The 24,326-nt window shown below is 63.1% G+C and carries 14 protein-coding genes; 10 read left to right on the top strand and 4 right to left on the bottom strand.

Going from position 1 to position 24,326, the window contains the following annotated elements; all coding sequences use genetic code 11:
• Positions 1-140 precede the first annotated feature (140 nt).
• From ACQZ2L_RS13115 to ACQZ2L_RS13075, 9 genes are all read left to right on the top strand, one after another.
• The gene (locus tag ACQZ2L_RS13115; RefSeq protein WP_430326445.1) at positions 141-2,462 is read left to right on the top strand and encodes a TonB-dependent siderophore receptor; all 2,322 of its coding nucleotides are present in this window, start codon (positions 141-143) and stop codon (positions 2,460-2,462) included.
• A 12-nt stretch (positions 2,463-2,474) separates the two neighbouring features.
• Positions 2,475-3,308 carry an alpha/beta hydrolase gene (locus tag ACQZ2L_RS13110; RefSeq protein WP_430326443.1) on the top strand — a complete coding sequence of 278 codons (834 nt, stop codon included), beginning with the start codon at positions 2,475-2,477 and terminating at the stop codon, positions 3,306-3,308.
• A gap of 500 nt (positions 3,309-3,808) precedes the next feature.
• The gene (glgA, locus tag ACQZ2L_RS13105; protein ID WP_430326441.1) at positions 3,809-5,368 is read left to right on the top strand and encodes a glycogen synthase GlgA; all 1,560 of its coding nucleotides are present in this window, start codon (positions 3,809-3,811) and stop codon (positions 5,366-5,368) included.
• A gap of 14 nt (positions 5,369-5,382) precedes the next feature.
• Positions 5,383-7,125, top strand: a complete 1,743-nt coding sequence (gene treZ / locus ACQZ2L_RS13100) for a malto-oligosyltrehalose trehalohydrolase (protein ID WP_430326439.1) — start codon at positions 5,383-5,385, stop codon at positions 7,123-7,125.
• Positions 7,122-9,191: a 4-alpha-glucanotransferase gene (gene malQ / locus ACQZ2L_RS13095; RefSeq protein WP_430326437.1), complete on the top strand. Its 2,070-nt coding sequence runs from the start codon at positions 7,122-7,124 to the stop codon at positions 9,189-9,191. The genes treZ and malQ overlap by 4 nt, the downstream gene beginning before the upstream one ends.
• Entirely contained in the window at positions 9,188-11,956 is a 2,769-nt protein-coding gene (locus ACQZ2L_RS13090) for a malto-oligosyltrehalose synthase (protein ID WP_430326435.1), read from the top strand. Before malQ ends, ACQZ2L_RS13090 begins: the two co-directional genes overlap by 4 nt.
• A 14-nt stretch (positions 11,957-11,970) precedes the next feature.
• The gene (locus ACQZ2L_RS13085) at positions 11,971-12,291 is read left to right on the top strand and encodes a DUF2934 domain-containing protein (protein WP_430326433.1); all 321 of its coding nucleotides are present in this window, start codon (positions 11,971-11,973) and stop codon (positions 12,289-12,291) included.
• 151 nt (positions 12,292-12,442) lie between these two features.
• The gene (gene glgX / locus ACQZ2L_RS13080; RefSeq protein WP_430326431.1) at positions 12,443-14,596 is read left to right on the top strand and encodes a glycogen debranching protein GlgX; all 2,154 of its coding nucleotides are present in this window, start codon (positions 12,443-12,445) and stop codon (positions 14,594-14,596) included.
• 404 nt (positions 14,597-15,000) lie between these two features.
• Complete coding sequence (locus ACQZ2L_RS13075; protein WP_430326429.1) at positions 15,001-15,858, top strand: autotransporter domain-containing protein; 858 nt, start codon at positions 15,001-15,003, stop codon at positions 15,856-15,858.
• A gap of 48 nt (positions 15,859-15,906) precedes the next feature.
• Here ACQZ2L_RS13075 and glgB read toward each other — a convergent pair whose 3' ends face one another.
• Genes glgB through ACQZ2L_RS13060 form a run of 3 tightly spaced genes read right to left on the bottom strand, consistent with a single transcriptional unit; the run spans position 15,907 to position 23,476 of the window.
• Positions 15,907-18,120: a 1,4-alpha-glucan branching protein GlgB gene (glgB, locus tag ACQZ2L_RS13070; RefSeq protein ID WP_430326427.1), complete on the bottom strand. Its 2,214-nt coding sequence runs from the start codon at positions 18,118-18,120 to the stop codon at positions 15,907-15,909.
• Positions 18,121-21,432, bottom strand: a complete 3,312-nt coding sequence (treS, locus tag ACQZ2L_RS13065; protein ID WP_430326425.1) for a maltose alpha-D-glucosyltransferase — start codon at positions 21,430-21,432, stop codon at positions 18,121-18,123.
• A 25-nt stretch (positions 21,433-21,457) separates the two neighbouring features.
• Positions 21,458-23,476 (bottom strand): alpha-1,4-glucan--maltose-1-phosphate maltosyltransferase, encoded by a 2,019-nt coding sequence (locus ACQZ2L_RS13060; RefSeq protein WP_430326423.1) that lies wholly within the window; start codon positions 23,474-23,476, stop codon positions 21,458-21,460.
• Positions 23,477-23,615: 139 nt separating this feature from the next.
• Here ACQZ2L_RS13060 and ACQZ2L_RS13055 point away from each other — a divergent pair, with 139 nt between their 5' ends.
• Positions 23,616-23,777 carry a hypothetical protein gene (locus tag ACQZ2L_RS13055; RefSeq protein WP_181003808.1) on the top strand — a complete coding sequence of 54 codons (162 nt, stop codon included), beginning with the start codon at positions 23,616-23,618 and terminating at the stop codon, positions 23,775-23,777.
• Between the two features lie 295 nt (positions 23,778-24,072).
• Here ACQZ2L_RS13055 and ACQZ2L_RS13050 read toward each other — a convergent pair whose 3' ends face one another.
• Positions 24,073-24,291, bottom strand: coding sequence for a hypothetical protein (locus ACQZ2L_RS13050; protein WP_430326421.1), 219 nt, complete (start codon positions 24,289-24,291; stop codon positions 24,073-24,075).
• Between the last annotated feature and the right edge of the window lie 35 nt (positions 24,292-24,326).

The following is a 24,326-nucleotide window of genomic DNA, read 5'->3' as shown; positions in this document are numbered from 1 at the left end:
AGAACAGCCACCACAGAAAACGGATAAGCCCACAGAAACAGAAGACAAACCACAAATATCCGAAACCACCAGAAAAAACCTGTCGGACTTCCCCACCTCATCCGGTTAGCAATGATATCCCCTTGAACGGACCCGCCCCAATGCCACCCCACAGCAGCAACCTCCCCACCGCCATAGCCCTGGCCCTGACCCTCCTCGCCAGCAGCGCCAGCGCCGCCGAAAAAACCGCGCCAGCCATCCCCCCAGGCCCGCTGGCCCAAGCCCTGAGCACCTTCGCCGAACGCTCGGGCATCACCCTCTCCTTCTCCCCACAAACCGTTCAAAACCTCACCACCCAAGGCACCCAGCCCGGCGGCACGCTCGACGCAGCCCTGGCCCGCCTGCTCCAGGGCACCAACCTGAGCCCGCACAAAACCCAGTCCGGCTACGTCATCCTGCCCACCGCAAGCGACACCAGCCTGCAACTCGACCCCACCAACATCGACGCCAACGCCAGCCAAAGCGCCTTCGCCCCGGTCAGCGGCTACTACGCCAGCAACGCCAGCAGCGCCACCAAGACCGACCGCCCGATCCTCGAAACCGCGCAAAGCGTCAGTGTCGTCACCGCCGCGCAAATCGCCGACCGCAAGGTCGACCGCGTCGAGGACGCCGTCGCCTACACTGCCGGCGTGCGCGTGGGCAGCTCAGGCCTGGACCCGCGCTTTGACATGATCAGCGTGCGCGGTTTCGAAACCACCATCGCCGCTGACTTTCTCGACGGCCTGCGCCAACCCGGCAGCGGCTGGCTGTCGCTGTACCAGACCGAAGCCTACAACCTCGAGCGCATCGAAGTGGTCAAAGGCCCTGCCTCGGTGCTCTACGGCCAGATAAGCCCCGGCGGCATGGTCAACCGGGTCAGCAAACGCCCGAGCCTGGACGCACGCAACGAAGTGCAGATCCAGTCCGGCAACTACAACCACCAACAAGGCCAGTTCGACCTCGGCGGGCGCCTGGACGAGCAAGGCGATGTGCTGTTTCGCGTGGTCGGCGTCTATCGCGATGCAGAAAACTACATCGAACAGCTGAACAACGACGTGCGCCTGATCGCGCCATCGCTGAGCTGGCAGATCGACCCCGACACCCGCCTCACCCTGCTTGCCCAATACCAGGAGCGTGAAACCGCCGGCTCACCCATGCTCTACCAGCAAGGCGAACACCTGAGCAACTTCTGGCAGGGCGATGAATACTTCGACAAACTCGAACAGCGCCAGTGGACACTGGGCTACGAGTTCGAGCATATCCTCAACGACACCTTCACCTTCCAGCAGAACCTGCGCTACGGCCAGGTCGACACCACCAACCAATACATGCAACCCTTCCAGGAGCGTGGCTCGGTGCTCGACCGCTCCGCCGTCGGCGTGTACGAAAACATGACCTCGCTGTCCACCGACACCCGCCTGGTCAGCCGCTTCGACACCGGCAACCTGCGTCACACTTTGGTCAGCGGCTGGGACTATGCGTTGCTTGAAACCGACCTGCTGTACGCCATGGGCCCAGGGCCCTCGATCGATCGCTACGCACCGGACTACCATCAGCCGGTTGCGCGCCCGAACACCGCCTGGGCCGACGAGGACGGCCTGGAGCACCGCAGCGGCCTGTACCTGCAAGACCAGATCGAGATCGATCGCTGGCGCCTGTCGGCCGGGCTGCGCCGGGACACCGTAGATGTACGCCGCAGCAATCACCTCGCCGGCAGCAAGCGCAAGGACGACGACGCGGCCACCACCGGTTCGATCGGTGCCTTGTACCTGTTCGACAACGGTGTCGCGCCCTACGTCAGCTACGCCACCTCGTTTTTGCCACAGAGCAGCAGCCAGCCCGATGGCAGCCCCTACAAGGCCACCGAGGGTGAGCAATATGAGCTGGGCGTGAAGTACCAACCGCCGGGCAGCTCGACCCTGCTCACCGCCTCGCTGTACCACCTGACCCAGCAAAACGTGCTGACCCGCGACCTGGCCGACCCGACCCGCAGCATCGCCACCGGTGAGCAGACCTCCAAGGGGCTGGAGCTGGAAGCGGTATCCGACCTGAGCGAGCGCCTCAAGCTGACCGCCAGCTACAGCTATAACGATGCCGAGGTAACCAAGAGCAACGACGGCAACCAGGGCAAGCAACCGCTCAACGTGCCGCGCCATCTGGCCTCGATGTGGCTCGACTACCGCTTGCCGTTCGGCCTCGGCCTGGGCGCGGGTGCGCGCTACACCGGGAGCAACTTCGGCGACGCCGCCAACACCCAGAAGAACGAGGGCTACACCCTGGTCGACGCTGGCGTGCACTACGACTTTGCCGGCGATCTGGACGGCGTGCGCCTGGGCTTCAACGCACGCAACCTGCTCGACAAGCGCTACATCAATTGCCAGCAGGGTTACTGCTATCGCGGCGAGGCGCGCAGCCTGGTCACCAGCCTCAGCTATCGCTGGTAAGGAGAGAAACTCATGATGCGCAGACTCTGCATCTACCTGAGCACCCTGTTGTTCGCAGGCCTGACACAAGCCGCGCCGGTGACACTCGACGGCACCGAACAATGGACGATGAAAAGCGCCGAAGGCCGCGAATACCGGATCATGGTCAGCCTGCCGGAAGGCGATGTGCCGTGGACCGGCGGCTACCCGGTGATCTACCTGCTCGACGGCAACGCCTACTTCCCGGCCTTCCATGCCGCCAAGCGCGCTCAGGAACGTTTGCGCGGCTCGATTCTGGTGGCGATCGGTTACCCCAGTGACACCCCGCTGGACTTTGAGCGCCGCGCCTTCGACCTGTCTCCGCCGCAACCGGCCGAACGCAATGTGCCGCCCCAGGGCGGCCAGGACCTGTTTCTGGATTTCATCGAAAAACGCCTGATGCCAGAGGTCAACAGCCGCTTCAAGGTCGATCAGGACCAGCGCAGCCTGGTCGGGCACTCGTTCGGTGGCATGTTCGCGGTGTATACCCTGTTCACCCGCCCGGCGTTGTTCCAGCATGCCGTGGCGATCAGCCCCAGCCTCTGGTGGCGAGACCGCTACCTGCTGGAGCACGAGCGCACGTTCACCCAGCGTGCCCATGCCGGGCAGATCGACCTCACCCACAGCAGCCTGAGCCTGCTGATTGGTGATCGCGAGATGCCCCAGGAGATCCAGGATGCCCGTTCGCTGCAGTTGCGTCTGGAGCAGCTGTCGCAGTATGGCCTGCGCAGTGATTACCAGATCGAGCCAGGCGAAGACCATATGTCGGCGCCCTTTCGTGTCGCCCCACGCGTACTCGACGAACTGATGAGCACACGTCGCTACTAACCGGCCGACACCACCCCAAAGTGGCGCACCAACACGGTGCGCCAGATCCAAGGCGCACCCCGCTGGCGCATTGCATCCATGACATAAAATTGTCGCAAATGGTCGACATCGTCGCACTTTACACCCTGTTACAGACGCCAACGTTTGCGTCTGGCCCGCCTCATAACGAAAGTGACCGGCGGGTCACCTTTTTATCACCTACTCTCCTACACTCAAATTCCGGCCCGCCATTTGCTCTGTCTTGAAGTGACGCAAATAAGTCGAACTTTTCAAAACGGCGGTGGGTCAGCAAGTAAGTAGGCCAGGCGAAGGTAAAAACCCAGCCCTGGCCAAGCCATCCCAGACCGATCGACCGCCTTTGGCAAGTATGCCGATTGCGCAGTGCCCGCGCGCACGTTCAGGAGCATGGATAGCACTACACCGTTTAGACAAGAGAGAACCCAACACGAAGCAATGCGACGGGTGCCAGCCACCCGACCAGATTAGGGACGGAGAGAAGAATGATCAGTGCCGCTGTCGAGCCACACGCAAGTAGTTTCAACCCCAACAACCGCGAATCGCTGCAGATGGAGCGCGGGACGGCAGGCAAGGCACCTGGCGCCGAGCGCCAGAACAACCCGAACAAGCGCAAGGTTCTCTTTGTTACCTCCGAGTTTGCCGACCTGGTCAAGACCGGCGGCCTGGGCGACGTTTCGGCCGCACTGCCGCGCGCCATGGCGCACCTGCACGATGTCCGGGTGCTGATCCCGGGCTACCCGCAGGTGGTCGACAGCGACTACCCGATCCATATCGTTGGCGAACTCGGCGGCCACGCTGCTCTGCCGCCGTGCAAGATCGGCCGTATGGACCTGCCCGATGGCCTGGTCATCTATGTGCTGATCTGCCCGGAGCTGTACGAGCGTGAAGGCTCGCCCTACGGCGCCAATAATGGGCGCGACTGGCCGGACAACCATATTCGTTTCGCCCGCCTGGGCCTGGCTGCAGCAGAAATCGCGGCCGGCGAGGGCTTGGCGCACTGGACCCCGGAACTGGTCCACGCTCACGACTGGCCTGCCGGCCTGGCACCAGCCTACATGCACTGGCGCGGCCTGAAGACACCGACTCTGTTCACCATCCATAACCTGGCCTATCAGGGCGTGTACAACCGCGGCTGCAGCCCGGAGCTGGCGATCCCTGATCACGCCATGCAGCAGGAAGGTATGGAGTTCTACGGCAAGCTGTCGTTCCTCAAAGCCGGCTTGGCCTACTCCAGTCACATCACCACGGTCAGCGCCACCTACGCCAAGGAAATCACCACCCCCGAGTTCGGCTGTGGTCTGGATGGCTTCCTCGCCAGCAAAGCGCAGCAAGGCTTGCTGGGTGGCATTCCCAATGGCATCGACGAAAGCTGGGACTCGGCGACCGACAAGCACTTGGTGCACAACTTCAGCATCAACGACTGGGACGGCAAGGCGCGCAACGCCGCGCAGGTCCGTGAGCTGTTTGAGCTGGAGCCATCCGAGGGCCCGCTGTTCGCGGTGGTCTCGCGCCTGGTGTTCCAGAAAGGTCTCGACCTGACCTTGGCCGTTGCCGACTTCATCGTCGAGCAAGGCGGCCAGATCGCAATCATTGGCCGCGGCGAGCCTGAAGAAGAACAGGCCATGCGCGAGCTGGCGCTGCGTCATCCGGGCCGGATCGGCGTGCGCATTGGCTTCAACGAAACCGACGCCCGGCGCATGTTCGCCGGCAGTGACTTCCTGCTGATGCCATCGCGGTACGAGCCATGCGGCCTGAGCCAGATGTATGCCCAGCGCTTCGGTTCGCTGCCGGTCGCGCGCAATACCGGCGGCCTGGCTGACACCATCGAAAATGGCGTCACCGGCTTCCTGTTCAACGAATCCACCGTCGACAGCTACCGCGAGGCGCTGAGCCGCGCCTTCTATATCTATGGCAAGAAAGACCTGCTGCATGCCATGCGCTGCCTGTCGATGACCCAACCGTTCAACTGGTGCCAAGCAGTCGAACCCTATGCACACCTCTATGAAGATCTGGTCAAACAGGTACAACTGAGCAATTACTGATCGGAGTGTCGAAGATGCACAGACATGGCGCACACATGTTGGACGCCACGTCCGCGCGCTTCGCCCTCTGGGCGCCAGATGCGCGTGGCGTGAGACTGCAACTGCAAGACCAACCTGAAGTCGAAATGCAGCGTGACAGCGAGGGCTGGTTCAGCATCGATGTCGCCTGCCCGCCCGGCAGCCGTTATCGCTATCGGGTCAACGCTGATCTGGAAGTGGCCGACCCGGCCTCGCGCTATCAGCCCGAGGGCGTCCATGGCCCAAGCCAACTGGTCGATCTTGCTGCCTACCCCTGGCTACACCCGTGGCAAGGCCGGCCCTGGCATGAAGCGGTGATTCAGGAGGTGCACGTCGGCCTGCTGGATGGCTATGCCGGCGTCGCCGGGCAACTGCCGCGGCTGGCCGAGCTGGGCGTAACTGCCATCGAATTGATGCCCTTGGGGCAATTCCCAGGCGAGCGTAACTGGGGCTACGACGGCGTGCTGCCATTCGCGCCCCAGCACACGTACGGCAGCCCGCAGCAGTTGTGTGCACTGGTTGATCAGGCACATGGCCACGGTTTGATGGTGATGGTCGATGTGGTCTACAACCACTTCGGCCCGGACGGCAATTACCTGCACGCCTACGCTGACCCGTTCTTCCGCGAAGACCGGCAGACGCCATGGGGCGCGGCGATTGATTTTCGCAAGCCCGAGGTGCGCGAGTACTTTATCCAGAATGCTCTGATGTGGCTGTGTGACTACCGCGTTGACGGCCTGCGGCTGGATGCGGTGCATGCTATCGACCAACCGGATTTCCTGGTCGAACTGGCCGCCCGGGTGCGGGCTGCCGTAGAACCGGGCCGAAAGGTCTGGCTGGTGCTGGAAAACGAGCACAATCAGGCCGACCTGCTCGAGCAGGGCTTCGACGCGCAGTGGAACGACGACGGCCACAACGCCTTGCACGTGCTGCTGACCGACGAAGTGGAAGGGTATTACGAAGACTACAAGGACCGTCCAGTTGAAAAGCTCGCTCGCTGCCTGAGTGAGGGTTTCGTGTTCCAGGGGCAGAACACTCGCCACGGCACACCGCGTGGTGAGCCCAGCGGGCATCTGCCGCCGACCTCGTTCGTGCTGTTTTTGCAGAACCACGACCAGATCGGCAACCGCGCTATGGGCGAGCGCCTGACCCGCCTCTGTCCGCCGCAGGCGCTGCGGGCCGCAACCGGGCTGTTGCTGCTGTCGCCGATGATCCCGTTGCTGTTCATGGGTGATGAAGAAGGCAGCTGTCAGCCATTCGTGTTCTTCACCGACTTCCATGACGAACTGGCCGATGCAGTGCGTGAGGGGCGCCGCGGCGAGTTTGCCCACTTCGCCGCATTTGCCAACCCCGATACCCGCGCCAAGATCCCCGACCCCAACGCTGCCGCGACCTTCAATGCCTCACGGCTCGATGGCCAGCAAGTACTCGCCGGCTGGCACGGCTTGTACCAGCAACTGCTGCAACTGCGCGCACGGCATATCGTCCCGCACTTGCCCGGCACCCGCGCGCTGGGCTGCGAAGTGCTTGGCGACAAGGCCGTCAGCGCACGCTGGCAGTTGGGTAACGGCAGCGAGCTGCGCATTGACCTGAACCTGGGCGGCACTGCCGTCAACGCCAACCTGCCCGCCGCCCGCTGGCGCCTGTTCGATACCGGCGCCGATGCCCACCCTGACACTGCCCTGACCGCGCACAGCTGCGTGGTCAGCCTCATCCCTTCTGGCCTGGAACCTTCATGAGCGACTCGCCCCTGCACCAATTGGCCGCTCGGGCCGGACTGGCCCGAGACTGGATAGACGCCAACAACCGCCCGCAACAGGTCAGTGACGAGGTCCTGCGCCAGGTCCTGGCCGGCCTCGGCCACCCTGCTGACAATGACGCCGCAATCACTGCCAGCCTGCGTGACCTGGAACAGGCCGAGGATGGCGAGCATTTGCCACCCCTGTTGACCTGCGAGGTCGACCAGGCCCTATCGCTGGTGCGTTACTTCCCGGCGGGCAGCGCTGTGCAGTGCGTGCTGGAAAACGGCGACCCACTCGAACTGCAACTGGACGAGCAGGCGCGCCTGCCGGGCACCCTGCCGCTTGGTTACCATCAACTGCTGATCGATCAGCGCGAGTTCACCGTGGCGGTCTGCCCGCCGCGCTGTTACAGCCTTGAACAAGCGGTTGAGGAACCGCCTGCGCGGCTGTGGGGCCTGGCTGCTCAGTTGTACAGCCTGCGCCGGGAGGGTGGCGGCGGTTACGGCGATTGCATGGCCTTGGAGCAACTCGCCCGCAGCGCTGCCGAGCGCGGTGCCGACGCCATCGCGATCAGCCCCATTCATGCCCTGAGCCTGGCCGATCAGCAGCACTTCAGCCCGTACTCGCCTTCCAGCCGTTTACAGCTCAACAGCCTCTACGCCAGCCCCGCCACCGTGCTCGGTGAGCGCGCGGTGCGTCTCGCTGTGGAAGCCTGCCTGTTGCAGCCTACCCTCGATGCACTGGAGCAGGAGCCGCTGGTCAACTGGCCCGTCGCCGCCGAAGCGCAACAGCGCGTGCTGGAGGCGCTATACAAGGATTTCAACCAAGGCAATCATCCGCTACGCGAGGACTTCGACAGCTTCTGCGCAGCGGGAGGCGAGCCGCTGACGCTGCACTGCCGCTTTGAGCTACTGCAGGCCGAAGCCGTCGCTCAGGGCCTGAGCAGCGACTGGCGCAACTGGCCGCCGGCCTGGCAAGACCCGCACCACCCTGAGGTCGAAGCGCTGGCCGCTGCGCATCCATCGCGGGTCGAGTTTCATGCCTTCTGCCAGTGGCTGACCGAGCGCAGCCTGCAACGCGCACAACAAGCGGCAGTCGCCGGCGGCATGGCCATCGGCCTGATCGCCGACCTCGCCGTCGGTGCCGACGGTGCCGGCAGCCAGGCCTGGAGCCGGCAGGATGAACTGCTGGCCAGCCTGACCGTCGGCGCGCCACCGGATATCCTCAATCGTTCCGGGCAAGACTGGGGCATCAGTGCGTTCTCCCCAGAGGGCCTCAAGCGCAACGGCTACCGCGCCTTCATCGAGATGCTGCGGGCCAACCTGGCGCATGCCGGCGGCCTGCGCATCGATCACGTCATGGGCCTGCGCCGGCTGTGGCTGATTCCCAAAGGCGCCAAACCCAGCGAGGGCGCCTACCTCAACTTCCCGCTCGACGACCTGCTGCGCCTGCTGGCGTTGGAGTCGGTCAAGCATGAGGCGGTGATCCTTGGTGAAGACCTTGGCACCGTGCCCGACGGCCTGCGCGAAACCCTGGCGAGCAAGGCCCTGCTGGGCATGCGCGTACTGCCTTTCGAGCAGCACTCCACCGGCCACTTCAAGGCGGTACTGGACTGGCCGGACGACGCCATGGCCACCACCGGCACCCATGACCTGGCGCCCCTGGCCGGCTGGCTGCAAAGCCGTGATATCGACTGGAGCCATCGCCTGCAACTGCTCGATGCCGCTGCCGAATTGCACTGGCGTCACGACCGGCAAAAAGAGTGCGACGGCCTGCGCCGCCTGCTTGGAAGCAACTATGGCCCGCTGCACAGTGATGATGAGTTGATTGACGCGGCTATCCGCTTTGTCGGCCATACCCGCGCGCCGCTGGTACTGATCCCGCTGGAAGACCTGCTTGGCAGCGATGAGCAGCCCAATCTGCCCGGCACTACTGAAGGCCACCCCAACTGGCGGCGGCGTTTTGCCAAGCCTGTGACTGAATTACTGGATGACGAAGACGCTGCACGGCGTTTGGAACTGCTGGCGCAAGCCCGCGAGCAAGCTTGGGAGCGTGACCGATGAAAGCCTTGACCGCCACTGTGCGCCTGCAATTGCACAGCGACTTCACCCTTGACGATGCAGTGCCGCTGATACCGTATTTTGCCCGCCTGGGCATCAGCCATGTGTACGCCTCGCCGATCCTCAAGGCCCGCGCCGGGTCTCGTCATGGTTATGACGTGGTCGACCCTACCCAGATCAACCCGGAGCTGGGTGGCGAGGCGGCGTTGCTGCGCCTGGTCGCCGCCCTGCGCCAGCACGGCATGGGCTTGATTCTCGACACCGTGTCCAACCACATGGCAGTCGGCGGCGCCGACAACCCCTGGTGGCAGAGCCTGCTGGCCTGGGGTCGACGCAGCCCCTACGCCGAATTCTTCGATATCCAGTGGCACTCCGCCGACCCGCTGCTGGCCGGTCAACTGCTGCTGCCGTTTCTCGGCAGCGATTATGGCCAGGCCCTGCAGAACGGTGAACTGCCGCTTACCTTCGATGCCGCGACCGGCGTGCTCGAAGTCGCCCATTACGATCACCGCTTCCCGATCTGCCCGGCCGACTATGGCCAGATCCTCAGCCACGCCCCGCAACTGCAAGACCTGGCCCAGCACTTCACCGCACTGCGCGGTTCGGCGCAGCCTCTGATCGACGCCCAGGCGCTGCATGCCGAGCTGGCCCGCCGGGTCAACGCCGGCACCTCGCTGGAGCAAGCCCTGGCCGCCTTCGACAGCAGCAGCGAGCAAGGCTTGCAGCGCCTGCACGAGCTGCTCGAACGGCAGAGCTACCGCCTGGCCAGCTGGCGCACCGCTGCCGACGACATCAACTGGCGGCGCTTCTTCGACATCAACGAGCTGGGCGGCCTGCGCGTCGAACGTGCCGTGGTGTTCGAGGCGACTCACGCCAAACTGTTCGAGCTGATCGAACGCGGCCTGGTCGATGGCCTGCGCATCGACCACATCGACGGCCTGGCCGACCCTCGCGGTTACTGCCGCAAACTGCGCCGCCGGGTCGACAGCCTGCTCGCCGCTCGGCCTGTGGAAGCCGCCGTGGAGCACTTCCCGATCTACGTCGAGAAAATCCTCGGCGTCGACGAGCACCTGCATCAGGACTGGATGACCGACGGCACCACCGGCTACGAGTTCATGAATCAAGTGTCGCTGGTGCAACACGACCCAGCCGGTGAAGCGCCGCTGACCGAGCTTTGGCGTGAAGTCAGCGAACGCCCCGAGTTCGAAGAAGAAGTCCGCCAGGCGCGGCGGCTGGTGCTCAACGCGAGCCTGGCCGGCGACTGCGAATCGGTGGCGCAGGCCTTACTGCAAGTGGCCCGCGACAATCTGATGACCCGCGATCTGACCCTGGGCGGCATTCGCCGCGCCTTGCAGGCGCTGGTCGAGCATTACTCGGTGTACCGCACCTACATCAACGCCCTGGGTCGCCCTGCCGAGGACGAAGCGTTCTTCCAGCAAGCCCTGCTTGCTGCACGAGACAGCCTGAGTGAAGCCGACTGGCCGCTGCTGGCCCAGCTTGAGCAGTGGCTGGGTGGCCAGCGCTGGCGCAGCCTGCCCCCGGGCCGCGCGCGCAAGCAATTGCGCCATGCCTGTGTGCGTTTCCAGCAGCTGACCGCACCCAGCGCCGCCAAAGCGGTTGAAGACACCGCCTTCTATCGTTCGGCTCGGTTGTTGTCGCGCAACGACGTTGGCTTTGAAGCCGAGCGCTTCAGCGCCCCGCCCGAGGCGTTCCATGACGAAGCGCAGCGGCGCCTGCGTGAGTTCCCCGACAACCTGCTGGCCACCGCCACCCACGACCACAAACGCGGTGAAGACTGCCGCGCCCGCCTTGCCGTGCTCAGCGAACGTGGGCCGTGGTTGGCAGGCCGTGTCCAGCATTGGCGCGAACTGGCCGAGCCGCTGCGCGAGGCGCTCAATGATGGACCGGCGCCAAGTCCGGGCGACGAGCTGATGCTGTATCAGACCCTGCTCGGCAGCTGGCCGCTGCACCTTGATCTGAACGATCAAAGCGCGTTGGAGCAATACGCCGAGCGCATCCGCCAGTGGCAGCAAAAAGCCCTGCGCGAAGCCAAACTGCGCAGCGCCTGGAGTGCACCGAACGAGGCCTACGAGGCCGCCTCGGCGGCGTTTGTCGATGGCGTGTTGCTGCAGCGTGATCACCAGCAGCTGCGCCATTCGCTGGCCGAAGCTGCACAGGCGTTGGCCTGCCCAGGTGCACTCAACGGCCTGGTCCAGACCCTGCTGCGGATGACCTCTCCGGGCGTGCCAGACCTGTACCAAGGCAACGAGTACTGGGACTTCAGCCTGGTCGACCCGGACAACCGGCGCCCAGTCGACTACGCTCTGAGACGGGCCACGCTGGATGCCAGCACACCGCTGGCCGAGCTGCTTGGGCAATGGCGTGATGGGCGCATCAAGCAAGCGCTGATCGCCGGGGTGCTGGACCTGCGCAGGGCGCACCCGCAGCTGTTCCGCCGTGGTGACTACCTGCCGCTGCAGGTGCAGGGCGAGCACGCCGACAAGGTCCTCGCGTTTGCCCGTGTTGCCGAGGGCGAGCGCGCCATCGTGGTGGTGCCGCGCCTGGCCAGCAGCTTGCTGGGCACTGCCAACACACCGTTGATCCCAGCGCAGAACTGGGGCAACACACAGCTGATTCTGCCGTTTGCCGAGTCCACTGCACATTGGACTGGACTTTTTGCCAGCCGCGCGGTCAGCCCTACTAGAGCGCTGAATTTGCGCGACGTATTGGCGGAATGCCCGGTCAATCTGTTGATACAACAATCTTGAGTATCAGGAGCGTCATGATGAGTGCCAACGAAAAGCGTATTCGCCAGTTTGCCTACGAAATCTGGGAGTCCGAAGGCAAGCCAGAGGGTCACGAGGAACGCCATTGGGAAATGGCCCGCAAGCTCGCCGAAGCCGAAGCCAGCTCGCCCCAGGCCGAACCCCGTAAAAAAGCTGCAGCCAAGCCCAAGGCCGCTGCCGAGCCTAAAGCTGCCGCGCAGCCAAAGCCCAGCGCCGCCCAGAGCAAGGCAGCACAGGCCAAACCTGCTGCCAGTGCAGCAGAAAAGCCAGCTGCCGCGAAGAAACCTCGTACTGCGAAGAAACCCGCTGGCAGCTGAAGCGCAACAATTCTGTAGCGGTTGAGCTCAACGCCTTCACAACTCTGGCGCCGTATTGCAAAGCAAGTTTGCAGCGGCGCCGGGGCTGGCTTGAGCTACCCGCCGTACGAACACCTTTGCCCACCCATTCCCCTTGCCATCGAGGTCTGCCATGAGCCCCCGTGCCCAAAAGAAAACCCGCTCCGTTGCTCCCTCGCGCATTCGCGAGGGCATGCCCTTCCCCCTCGGTGCTACCTGGGACGGCCTGGGCGTCAACTTCGCCTTGTTCTCGGCCAACGCCACCAAGGTCGAACTGTGCATCTTCGATTCCACCGGTGAGCAGGAACTCGAGCGTATCGAGCTGCCTGAGTACACCGATGAGATCTATCACGGTTACTTGCCAGACGCCCACCCGGGGCTGGTGTACGGCTACCGTGTGTACGGCCCGTACGAGCCGCAGAACGGTCATCGTTTCAACCCCAACAAGCTCTTGATCGACCCCTACGCCAAACAGCTGGTCGGCACCCTGAAGTGGTCCGAGGCACTGTTCGGCTACACCATCGGCCATCCCGATGGCGACCTGTCGTTCGACGAGCGCGACAGCGCCCCGTTCGTGCCCAAGTGCAAGGTCATCGACCCGGCCTTCACCTGGGGCCGCGACCACCGCGTGCAGGTGCCGTGGGACCAGACCATCATCTACGAAGCCCACACCCGTGGCATCAGCATGCGCCACCCTTCGGTGCCGGAAGAGCTGCGCGGCACCTTCGCCGGCCTTGCCAACGATGATCTGCTCAAGCACATCAAGGATCTGGGCGTTTCGTCGATCGAGCTGCTGCCAATCCACGCCTTCGTCAACGACCAGCACCTGCTGGAAAAAGACCTGAGCAACTACTGGGGCTACAACAGCATCGCCTTCTTCGCACCGCACCCGGCTTACCTGGCCAGCGGCAAGATCGCCGAGTTCAAGGAGATGGTCGCGCACCTGCACAATGCCGACCTCGAAGTGATCCTCGACGTGGTCTACAACCACACCGCCGAAGGCAACGAGCAAGGCCCGACGCTTTCAATGCGCGGTATCGACAACGCCTCGTACTACCGCCTGATGCCGGATGACAAGCGCTACTACATCAACGATTCCGGCACCGGCAACACCCTCGACCTGAGCCACCCGTGCGTGCTGCAACTGGTCACCGACTCGCTGCGCTACTGGGCCGGCGAGATGCGCGTGGACGGTTTCCGCTTCGACCTGGCGACCATCCTCGGCCGGTATCACGATGGCTACAACGAGCGTCACAGCTTCCTCGTCGCCTGCCGCCAGGATCCGCTGCTGAGCCAGGTCAAGCTGATCGCCGAACCATGGGACTGCGGCCCAGGTGGTTATCAGGTCGGCAATTTCGCACCGGGCTGGGCCGAGTGGAACGACCGCTTCCGCGACACCGTACGCAGCTTCTGGAAAGGCGACGAAGGCCAGCTGGCCGACTTTGCCGCGCGCATGACTGCCTCCGGCGACATGTTCAACAACCGCGGTCGGCGCCCGTATTCGTCGGTCAACTTCATCACCGCCCATGACGGCTTCACCCTGCGCGACCTGGTCTCGTACAACGACAAGCACAACGAAGACAACGACGAGAACAACCAGGACGGCACCAGCAACAACATGTCGTGGAACTGCGGCGTCGAAGGCCCGACCGAAGATCCCGAGATCGCTGCCCTGCGCATGCGCCAGATGCGCAATTTCTTCTCTACCCTGCTGCTTGCCCAGGGCACGCCGATGATCGTTGCCGGTGACGAGTTCAGCCGCACCCAGCACGGCAACAACAACGCCTATTGCCAGGACAGCGAAATCGGCTGGATTAATTGGGACCTGGACGAGGAAGGCAGCGAACTGCTGGCCTTCGTCAAACGCCTCACCCGCCTGCGCTTGAAGTACCCGGTGCTGCGTCGCTCGCGCTTTTTGGTCGGTGATTACAACGAGGCGATCGGCGTCAAGGACGTCACCTGGTTGGCGCCGGATGGCAACGAGATGAGCGTCGAGCAATGGGAAGATCCGCATGGGCGTTGCCTGGGCATGCTCATCGATGGCCGTGCGCAGGTCAGCGGTATCGCCCGCCCAGGTTCGGAAGCCACTGTGCTGCTGATCGTCAACTCGCACCACGACACAGTGCCGTTCCTGCTGCCTTCGGTGCCGCAGGGCGAGCACTGGAATTGCCTGATCGACACCGACCGACCTGAGCTGCGCAAGGCTGAGCGGCTGGAGTTCGACACCACCTTCGAGGTGACTGGCCGTTCGTTCCTGCTGATGGTGTTGGAGCGTGACGACGACTGAGTGCGGGTTGACGGCTGATGCACCTCTGCAGCGCTGTATCGCTGCAGCGGTGCAGGTCACACACCGAAAAGTCACACGCCGCTAGCAATGTTTCGGCATAGCCAATTCAGGGCAAATAGCGATCCTCGCTATGCGCCTTGAATTGTTCAACGATTCCAATCCTTTACCTCCATTCACAGTTCATCGACAGGCTCTTCACAGATTCTTGACGCAAGCGCTGCGGTCTCCTTAGCTGAACTAACCAACTGAAGTAAATATTTCGCGCCGAGCGCTCTGGCGCGCACCTTCGTGCGCGCTGAAGACGCCCTGCGTGCTGGTTTGGGTCGCCCTCTGATGTGTGCCGTACAGCCCGTGACAACAGGCCAGGTCCCTTGGCTGTATCAATGACACAGAGGAGAACCGCCATGAACAAGACAGCGCATCCATCGCCGATGGAGCATGTTTTCTACGCGGTTTCCACGTCGCTGCTTCTGGCAACCCCGGTGGAAACCTTTGCTTTCGATCAGCACGACGCACCCAACCAGCAACTGATTGTCGGTCCTGACCTACTGGTGCGCGAATCCGCAGCCGGCAAGCTGCAAAGAAGCGGCATCATTGTCGAGCAAAACACGCTGCTGAGCGCGTTCAACGGTATACGCCCACTGCTTGGCGACAAGCAGCGCAATGCAGTCAGCCTCAGCGGCGAAAGCCAGGGCGTGTACTGGAGCATGAGCAATGACAAGGGTTGGCACCTGGATGCCGTGGCCATGGGCACGCGCATCGACGTCAGCGGCCGCAGCGAAAGCGGCCAGCGCCTGGACGACAGCGGCCGCGCCATGACCTTCTCGATAGAGGGCGGTTTGCCTATTGGTCTGGGCGGTAGCTGGGTGATCGAGCCGCAGGCGCAGTTGATCAATCAGCAGTTCTTCCCCGGGAGCCAGGCGCAGGGGGCGACATTGCAGGCGTTCGACAGCCAACCGAACTGGAGCGGCCGCGTCGGGGCCAAACTGTCGGCCCGCTATGATGTGCGCGGGACGCCGGTAGAACCCTACCTGCGGACCAACGTCTGGTACGACTTCAGCAACGCCGACGGCGTACACCTGGATCAGGTCGACAAGATTTCCAGCTCGCGCAAGTCGACCACGGTCGAACTTGGCCTGGGGCTGGTAGCGAGGATGACGCCGGATGTGGCGCTGTTCGTCAGCGCCGACTACAGCAGCGACGTCGACGACAATGACCTGAATGGGCTGATTGGCAGCCTGGGTGTGAAGATGCGCTGGTGAACCGATCCGGGCAAGCTGCAGCGCGGCTGCAGCTTGCCCGGCCTGGATTCAGTTGGCTGGCTTAAGCACCAACACGCCCAGTGGCGGCAAGTTCAGCGACAGCGACAGCGGCTGCCCGTGGGCTGGCAGCGCCTCGGTGGCAACGGCACCAAAGTTACCGACGTTGGAGCCGGCATACTCCTGCGCATCGGTGTTGAGCAGTTCTTGCCAGTGCTCAGCAAACGGCACGCCAACCCGGTAGCCCTCACGCGGCACCGGGGTGAAGTTGGCCACCACCAGCAATGGCTCGCCGCTGCTGCTCCAGCGCAACCAGGCAAACACGCTGTTCTGCGCGTCGTCGCCGATAAGCCACTGGAAGCCCTGGGGCTGGCAGTCCTGCTCGTGCAGCGCCGGCAGCTCGCGGTACAGGCGGTTGAGGTCGCCAACCAGCTGCTTGACGCCCTGGTGCTCGGAGTACTGCAGCAGGTACCAGTCCAACTGCTGGTCGTGGTTCCACTCACGCCACTGACCAAACTCGCAGCCCATGAACAGCAGCTTCTTGCCGGGATGCATCCACATGAATGCCAGGTAGGCGCGCAGGTTGGCAAACTTCTGCCAGCGGTCACCGGGCATCTTGTCGATCAGCGAATGCTTGCCATGCACCACTTCATCGTGGGAAATCGGCAGGATGAAATGCTCGGAGTAGGCATAAATCAAGCCGAAGCTCATCTCGTTGTGGTGGTGATTGCGGTGGACCGGGTCGTTCTGGATGTAGTGCAGGGTGTCGTGCATCCAGCCCATGTTCCACTTGTAGTCAAAGCCCAGGCCGCCCTGCTGGGTCGGTTGGCTAACCCCGGGCCATGAAGTGGATTCCTCGGCAATGACCAAGGCCCCAGGCGCCTCATGGGCAACTACGCCGTTGAGGTGACGCAGGAAGTCGATGGCTTCCAGGTTCTCGCGGCCACCATGACGGTTGGGCACCCACTCGCCGGCCTTGCGCGAGTAGTCGCGGTAAAGCATCGAGGCAACTGCATCGACGCGCAGGCCGTCGATATGGAAGTGCTTCAGCCAATGCAGTGCCGAGGCCATCATGAACCCGCGCACCTCGTTGCGGCCGAGGTTGTAGATCAGCGTGTTCCAGTCCTGATGAAAGCCTTCCAGCGGGTTTTCGTACTCATACAACGCGGTGCCATCGAAGCGCGCCAGGCCGTGTTCATCGGTCGGGAAATGCGCCGGCACCCAATCCAGAATCACGCCGATGCCACCCTGGTGGCAGGCGTCGATGAAGGCGGCAAAATCTTCGGCAGTGCCGTAGCGCGACGTCGGTGCGAACATCGACAGCGGCTGGTAACCCCACGAGCCACCGAACGGGTGCTCCATGATCGGCAGCATTTCGATGTGGGTGAAGCCCAGCTCCTGCACATAGGGCACCAGGCGCTCGGCCAGCTCACGCCAGTTGTACAGTCGGGCAACTTCACCGCTGTCATTCAGCTCGCATTGCCATGAGCCGACATGCAGCTCGTAGATCGACAGCGGCGCGTTGTAGGCATGGCGCTGGGCACGTTGCTCCATCCAGTCCTGGTCGCGCCATTCGTGGCCCAGCGGGCCGGCCACCTTCGAGGCAGTGCTGGGCGGCAGTTCAGTGGCGCGCGCCAATGGGTCGGCCTTGAGCGGCAACACCCCATCCTGGCCAAGTACTTCGAACTTGTAGGTTTCGCCAGCGCCCAGGCGCGGCACAAATAACTCCCAGACTCCAGCACCATGGCGCAAGCGCATCGGATGACGGCGGCCGTCCCAGTTGTTGAAATGGCCGACGACCGATACCCGCCTGGCATTCGGCGCCCACACCGAGAACAGCACGCCATCGACGCCATCGACCTGCATTGGCTGGGCGCCAAAACGTCCGGCCAGGTCACGGTGATTGCCTTCGGCAAACAGATGCATGTCGATGTCGCCCAGTTGCGGGCCGAAGCTGTACGGATCTTCGGTGACCTGTTCACCACCGGCCCAGTTGATCGCCAGCTGATAGGCCTGCGGCTGCTCTAGGTGGGCGCTGAACAGGCCGGGCAGGCTCCCCTGCTGCATCTCGGCAAGCACGCTGCCGTCGCTGCGCGAAATGACTTTGGCGCTCAGCGCGGCCGGTAGAAAAGCACGCACGAACTGGCCGCCCGCACCGTCCGGGTGCGGGCCGAGCACGGCAAATGGATCGGCGTGCTCGGCGCGGGCCAGGGCGTCGATGTCCCGTTGCCGAAGGCCGCCGTTGTCACGCTTGGTTGCGTTCATTTATGACTCTCCCCAGGTACTGATCAGTCCATGCAGACCATGCAAAGGCACGGCCAGCCAGCTTGGCCGGTTTTCGGCTTCGTAAGTAATTTCGTAGGCAGCCTTTTCCAGGCAGAACAGCTCCAGCGCCGCGCGCTCGCCATCGGCCTGCTCCCAGGCGTGGGGCATGGCGGCAGTGGCCAGGCCATAGGCTTCGACAAAGGCGTGACGTGACTGGTGCAGGTACTGCCGAGCAACCCGCTGCCGGGCCTGCCGCGCGGCGTCGGACAGGTCTACTGCCGAGTCGCTGCGCAGAATCATCGCAGCAGCATAGTCGAACGAGCGCAGCACGCCGCTGACATCTTTGTACGGGCTGTGCTTGGCGCGGCGCTCCTGCAGCGGCCGGGCCGGCTCGCCCTCGAAGTCGATCAGGTAGGCGTCGCCCTGCACCACCAGCACCTGGCCCAGATGCAGGTCACCATGCACACGCATGAGCAGGCCGCCTTGGGCCTGCTGAGCAAGCTCCTCGACGCGCTTGGCCAGACCGTCGCGCTGCTGCTGCAGGTCATCGACCAAGGCCTGGCTTTCGCAGTCGAGGCTGTCGCGGTGCTGCGCCAGCAGATCAAGCGCGTGGGTCAGTTCAGCGCTGATCTGCTCGCCCCAGCGGGCGCTGTCGTCGGCACTGCTGGCGCGTGGCGCGAAGGCCTCGTCCTCGGTCGGCGTGGCCAGCAGCAGATGCATTTCACCCAGACGCTGACCGAACAGTGCGGCAAAGCCGTTGAGCTCGGTCAGGGCATCGGTGTGCGCTTCGGCGTCGATACGGGTGGGCTCCATTTCATCGCGAATGGCCCGCTCCAGGGTGTTCTGGGTCCAGGCCCAGGCATCGCCCTGGTTGCTCAGGTAACCCTGCGCGATCATCAACAGATTGGGCTCGTTCTGCGCATCCACTCGGCTGACCCACGCCAGCAGCGGTGAGATATTGGCAAAGCCACCAGCGGTCAGGTAGGCGCTCATTTCCAGCTCGGGATGAATGCCCGGATTGACCCGGCGCATCAGCTTGAGCACCACACAATCGCCGATCACCACGGAGCTGTTCGACTGCTCGGCACTCAAGTAACGCACCGGGCTGTCTTCATCCAGCACAAGCGGCGCCAGCAGCTCAGTCGCCTGGAAGCGCAACTCGCCATGCTCGTAAGGCAGCACAGTGCCGTCCTGGCAGTTGCGCAGCACCGCGCGGATGAACGGCTCGAGCACGAAGGCGTCAGTGATCAGGCCTACCTGACTGCCCCGGCGCACGCGCGACAAGGCCAATTGCTGCGGCAGCGCGCTGTGGATCTGGTCTTCGGGCAGCAGGCCAAACGGCAATTGATAATGGGTGGTCACGCCGTTGCTGAGCACTTCCAGCTCGGCCAGCAACACCGGTGTAGTGGCCGTAGCCAGGCGTACGCCGTAGCTCAGCCGAACCTGGTCAATCGGCGCTTCCTTGCCGGCAAACCAACGCCGCTTGGGCAGGTATTGCGGCAGCACCGAGGTTTCCAGGGCGTCTCGTGCGGGGGCATCAAGTAGCTCTTCCATACGTTTACGTAGCACCAAAGTGGTCAGTTCAGGGAGGCTTTCTGCAGGTTCGGCATGCCAGCTGGGCATGCGCTCGCGCGAGGCGAGGACGAACCAGTAGAAGCCGTAAGGCGCCAGGGTCAACAGGAACGGTAGCTGGCCAATCGGCGGGAAGGCACTGCCGCCGAGCATCTCCACCGGCACCCTATCGACGTACTGTGACAGGTCGAGCTCGGCCGCCTGCGCGGCGCGGGACACGTTGGCCACGCAGAGAATGGTTTCGCTGTTGCCGTTGGCGTCGGTGTACTCGCGGATGTAAGCCAGAATGCGCCGATTGCTCGGCGTCAGGGTCTTCATGCTGCCGCGACCAAAGGCCTTCTGTTGCTTGCGCACAGCGAGCATGCGCCGGTTCCAGTTGAGCAGCGAATGCGGGTCGTGGGCCTGGGCTTCGACGTTGACCGTCTGGTAGCCGTAGAGCGGGTCCATCACCGGTGGCAGTACCAGCCGCTGCGGGTCGGCGCGGGAGAAACCGCCGTTGCGGTCCGGTGACCATTGCATCGGCGTACGCACGCCATCGCGGTCGCCCAGGTAGATATTGTCACCCATGCCCAGCTCATCGCCGTAGTACAGGGTCGGCGTGCCGGGCATCGACAGCAACAGGCTGGTCAGCAGTTCGATGCGCCGACGGTCCCGCTGCAGCAGCGGCGCCAGGCGCCGGCGGATGCCTAGATTGATCCGAGCGCGACGGTCTTCGGCGTAGTAATTCCACAGGTAATCGCGCTCACGGTCGGTGACCATCTCCAGGGTCAGCTCATCGTGGTTGCGCAGGAAGATCGCCCATTGGCAGTCCGCCGGGATCTCAGGCGTCTGGCGCAGGATGTCGGTGATCGGGAAGCGGTCTTCCATGGCCAGAGCCATGTACATGCGCGGCATCAGCGGGAAGTGGAACGCCATATGGCATTCGTCACCGGTGCCCTCGCCGAAGTATGGGCGGGTGTCTTCCGGCCATTGATTGGCCTCGGCCAGAAGCATGCGGTCCGGGTAGTTGGCGTCGATCTCGGCGCGAATAGCCTTGAGCACCACGTGGGTTTCGGGCAGGTTCTCGTTATTGGTGCCGTCACGTTCGATCAGGTACGGGATCGCGTCCAGGCGCAGGCCGTCGACGCCGATGTCGAGCCAGTAGCGCATCACATCGATAACGGCCTTGAGCACCTGCGGGTTGTCGAAATTGAGGTCCGGCTGGTGCGAGTAGAAGCGGTGCCAGAAGTACTGCCCGGCAACCGGGTCCCAGGTCCAGTTGGACTTTTCGGTATCGAGGAAGATGATCCGCGTGCCGTCGTACTTCTGGTCGTCATCCGACCACACGTAGAAATCCCGCGCCTTGCTGCCACGCTTGGCATGGCGGGCGCGCTGAAACCACGGGTGCTGGTCGGAGGTGTGGTTGATCACCAGCTCGGTGATTACCCGCAGGCCGCGCTTGTGCGCCTCGGCGATGAAGCGCTTGGCCTCGGCCATGCTGCCGTAGTCCGGGTGCACCGCCTTGTACTCGGCAATGTCATAGCCGTCATCACGCCGTGGCGACGGGTAGAACGGCAGCAGCCAAAGCGTGTTGACGCCCAGCTCGGCGATGTAATCGAGCTTGCTGATCAGCCCGGCAAAATCACCGATGCCGTCATTGTTGGCGTCGAAAAACGACTTGATATGCAGCTGATAGATCACCGCATCCTTGTACCAGAGCGGGTCGTCGATAAACGCTGCCGGGCGGGAACGCTTGGCCATGTGCGACTCCTGTGCGAGATCAAGGCTACTGCGCGGCGCTGATACGCCAGATACCAAACGGCTGATAGCCCGGGTCGATGCGCATCCACTGGGTCTTGCCGTGCCAGGTCCAGCGGTGGCCGTTCATCAAGTCCTCGCCGTAGGTGTCGGCATTGTCATCCAGCCCCAGTTCCCATAGTGGCAGTTCGAAGTTGGCCTCCTGGACGTTGTCCGGGTCCAGGTTGATCGCGATCAGAATGTAGTTTTCGCGATCGGCAGTGCGCTTGGCGAAGTACAGGATGTTGTCGTTCCAGCAGTTGAAGAACGCCACGCCCAGATGGGTTTGCAGGGCCGGGTTCTGCCGGCGGATGCGATTGAGCTGGGCGATCTCGGCAATGATGTTGCCGGGTGCAGTGAAGTCACGTGGGCGGATCTCGTACTTTTCCGAATCGAGGTACTCCTCCTTGCCCGGAATCGCCGCCGCTTCACACAGTTCAAAGCCCGAGTACATGCCCCACAGGCCCGAGCCCATGGTCGCCAGTGCGGCGCGGATCAAGAAGCCGGCACGGCCCGAGCGCTGCAGGAAGAACGGGTTGATGTCCGGCGTATTGACGAAGAAGTTCGGCCGGTAGCACTGGCTCCACGGCGGCTGGTTCAGGGTCTCGAAGTACTCCTGCAGCTCCTGCTTGCTGTTGCGCCAGGTGAAGTAGGTGTAGCTCTGCGCATAGCCGACTTTGCCCAAGCGAGCCATCATTGCCGGCTTGGTGAAGGCCTCGGCAAGGAACAGCACGTCAGGGTACTGGCTGCGCACATTGGCAATCAGCCATTGCCAGAACGGCAGCGGTTTGGTGTGCGGGTTGTCGACGCGGAAGGTCTTGACCCCCTCCTCGACCCAGCCGATGACCACATCGCGCAGCGCCAGCCACAGTGAAGGCACGGCTTCGGCGGCGTAGAAGTCGACGTTGACGATGTCCTGGTATTTCTTCGGTGGGTTTTCCGCATAGCGGATGGTGCCGTCCGGGCGCCAGCTGAACCAGCCTGGGTGCTCCACCAGCCAAGGGTGATCCTGCGAGCACTGGATGGCGAAGTCGAGGGCGATTTCCAGGCCGTGTTCGGCGGCGGCGGCCACCAGCCGGCGGAAGTCTTCGCGGCTGCCCAACTGCGGATGAATGGCGTCATGACCACCGTCGGCACTGCCGATCGCATATGGGCTGCCCGGGTCATCAGGGCCGGCCTGCAACGAGTTGTTCGGGCCTTTGCGGTGGCTGCGGCCGATCGGGTGAATCGGCGGGAAGTACAGCACGTCAAAGCCCATGTCACGGATCATCGGCAGGCGCGCGTGAACGTCGTTGAAGGTGCCGTGGCGCGCCGGATCATCGGTGATCGAGCGCGGGAACAGTTCGTACCAGCTGGCGAACTGCGCCGCCGGGCGGTCGACGTCGAGCGGGAATTCGATACTGCGGGTCAGGTAGCTGCGGTGCTCGGCCTCTGCCATCAGGCGCGCAGCATCAGCGCTCAGCAGTAGTGCAACCTGGGCCTGCTCATCGAGCCCGGCCAGACGCGACTGCAGCGTCAGAATCTGCTCGCGCAAGGCGCCGTCGGTGCGCTCGGCGCCCTTGCCCAACAGCAGGCGGCCCTCCTCCAGCTCAAGCTTGATCTCGACCGCGGCGTTGAATTTCTTTTCCAGGTCGTAGCAGTAGGTGGCGTACGGGTCGATCCAGGCTTCGATGGTGAACAGGTGCAGCCCCAATCCGGTCGGGGTGAATTCCCCACGCCACAGATCATTGCCCGCGTCCTCCATCGCCACGCTGTGCCACTCGCGGCTGCGCGCTTCGCGCCAGTGCAGCACCACCATCAGCCGATCATGGCCGTCGCTGTAGACTTTGCTGCTGACCGACACCGGCTGGCCGCTGATGGCTTTGGCGGCAAAAGTACCGCCGTCGAGTACCGGTGCGGTGTCTTCAATGACCAGACGCGGCGCCAGCAACGCCTGGGCCAGGCTGATCGCCTGATCCGGGTGGTCATTGGCCATGGGCACGCTTTCGAAGGGCTCGTTGCGAGACATCGGACCTTGCTCCCTGTGGGCTTGAGGCGGTAAGGGTTCAGAGCCATCGAACGCATGGGGGGTTCAAAAAAAAATGAGCAAAAGGCGCAGGCACGGTTCAAAGCCTTTGCATCCCTCATTAACCCAGCGAGGTCAGGCCATGAACATTCCAATCCCGGCGGAAACTCCAGACCCGAACATCGACGATCCGAGCTTGCCGCCGCCCGTGCCGCAGGATGATCCGGATGAGTTGCCGATCAAGCCGACCATGCCGCCTACGGTGGGCGACCCGCCGAGTGAGGAACCGCCGGTGAAGGTTTGAGGATAGTCAAGACGTGGGCGAACAGCGCTCGGTGTATTGGCGTAGCTATGTCAGGTTGGTTGAGCGCCGGAATAGGCCCAAGGGAGGTTTCCAAAATTTTGTTACGCGCTGGGTGGTTACCCTGGTAACGAGTGAGGCGCTGCTACCTGATAGCAAAAGTTAAGTGCTCCGGCTGCCGTTATCAACGTATGCAGCACCGTCAAATTGTCAGGCTCCAACCCATACTGGGTTGGTAGACCTGACAGGGGTGACACCGATAATTAACAAACGCTCTTAATAAAACTTAAGTGCAGATTCATGCTTTTATCGGTTTGACGTTGATGGCGAAAAACTCTCCTTCGCGCTCTTCAATTTCAAAATGGATCTTAACGCCATTTTTAAGATCATAGCCCTTGGCACTCTCTAGGTCCAAGATAAGCGGATCGCCGCCTTCCGTCCCTCCCCTAACGAATCCACTCTTCTTACTGGTGTTGTACTGCATAACAGTGGAAGTTTTGACTCCGCTGGTGCTCATATCCATGACTCCTTTGTCACGTTGAGTATTACAGG

This window comes from Pseudomonas shirazensis (genome assembly GCF_050496565.1).
GTDB classification, from domain to species: Bacteria; Pseudomonadota; Gammaproteobacteria; order Pseudomonadales; family Pseudomonadaceae; genus Aquipseudomonas; species Aquipseudomonas shirazensis_A.
The sequence above is the reverse complement of the archived record's forward strand: the minus strand, read 5'-3'. Positions and strand labels throughout refer to the sequence as shown.

Coding starts and splice junctions, on each gene's coding strand:
- ACQZ2L_RS13115 (WP_430326445.1), top strand. CDS start 141: ATGCCACCCCACAGCAGCAACCTCCCCACCGCCATAGCCCTGGCCCTG.
- ACQZ2L_RS13110 (WP_430326443.1), top strand. CDS start 2,475: ATGATGCGCAGACTCTGCATCTACCTGAGCACCCTGTTGTTCGCAGGC.
- glgA (WP_430326441.1), top strand. CDS start 3,809: ATGATCAGTGCCGCTGTCGAGCCACACGCAAGTAGTTTCAACCCCAAC.
- treZ (WP_430326439.1), top strand. CDS start 5,383: ATGCACAGACATGGCGCACACATGTTGGACGCCACGTCCGCGCGCTTC.
- malQ (WP_430326437.1), top strand. CDS start 7,122: ATGAGCGACTCGCCCCTGCACCAATTGGCCGCTCGGGCCGGACTGGCC.
- ACQZ2L_RS13090 (WP_430326435.1), top strand. CDS start 9,188: ATGAAAGCCTTGACCGCCACTGTGCGCCTGCAATTGCACAGCGACTTC.
- ACQZ2L_RS13085 (WP_430326433.1), top strand. CDS start 11,971: ATGATGAGTGCCAACGAAAAGCGTATTCGCCAGTTTGCCTACGAAATC.
- glgX (WP_430326431.1), top strand. CDS start 12,443: ATGAGCCCCCGTGCCCAAAAGAAAACCCGCTCCGTTGCTCCCTCGCGC.
- ACQZ2L_RS13075 (WP_430326429.1), top strand. CDS start 15,001: ATGAACAAGACAGCGCATCCATCGCCGATGGAGCATGTTTTCTACGCG.
- glgB (WP_430326427.1), bottom strand. CDS start 18,120: ATGAACGCAACCAAGCGTGACAACGGCGGCCTTCGGCAACGGGACATC.
- treS (WP_430326425.1), bottom strand. CDS start 21,432: ATGGCCAAGCGTTCCCGCCCGGCAGCGTTTATCGACGACCCGCTCTGG.
- ACQZ2L_RS13060 (WP_430326423.1), bottom strand. CDS start 23,476: ATGTCTCGCAACGAGCCCTTCGAAAGCGTGCCCATGGCCAATGACCAC.
- ACQZ2L_RS13055 (WP_181003808.1), top strand. CDS start 23,616: ATGAACATTCCAATCCCGGCGGAAACTCCAGACCCGAACATCGACGAT.
- ACQZ2L_RS13050 (WP_430326421.1), bottom strand. CDS start 24,291: ATGAGCACCAGCGGAGTCAAAACTTCCACTGTTATGCAGTACAACACC.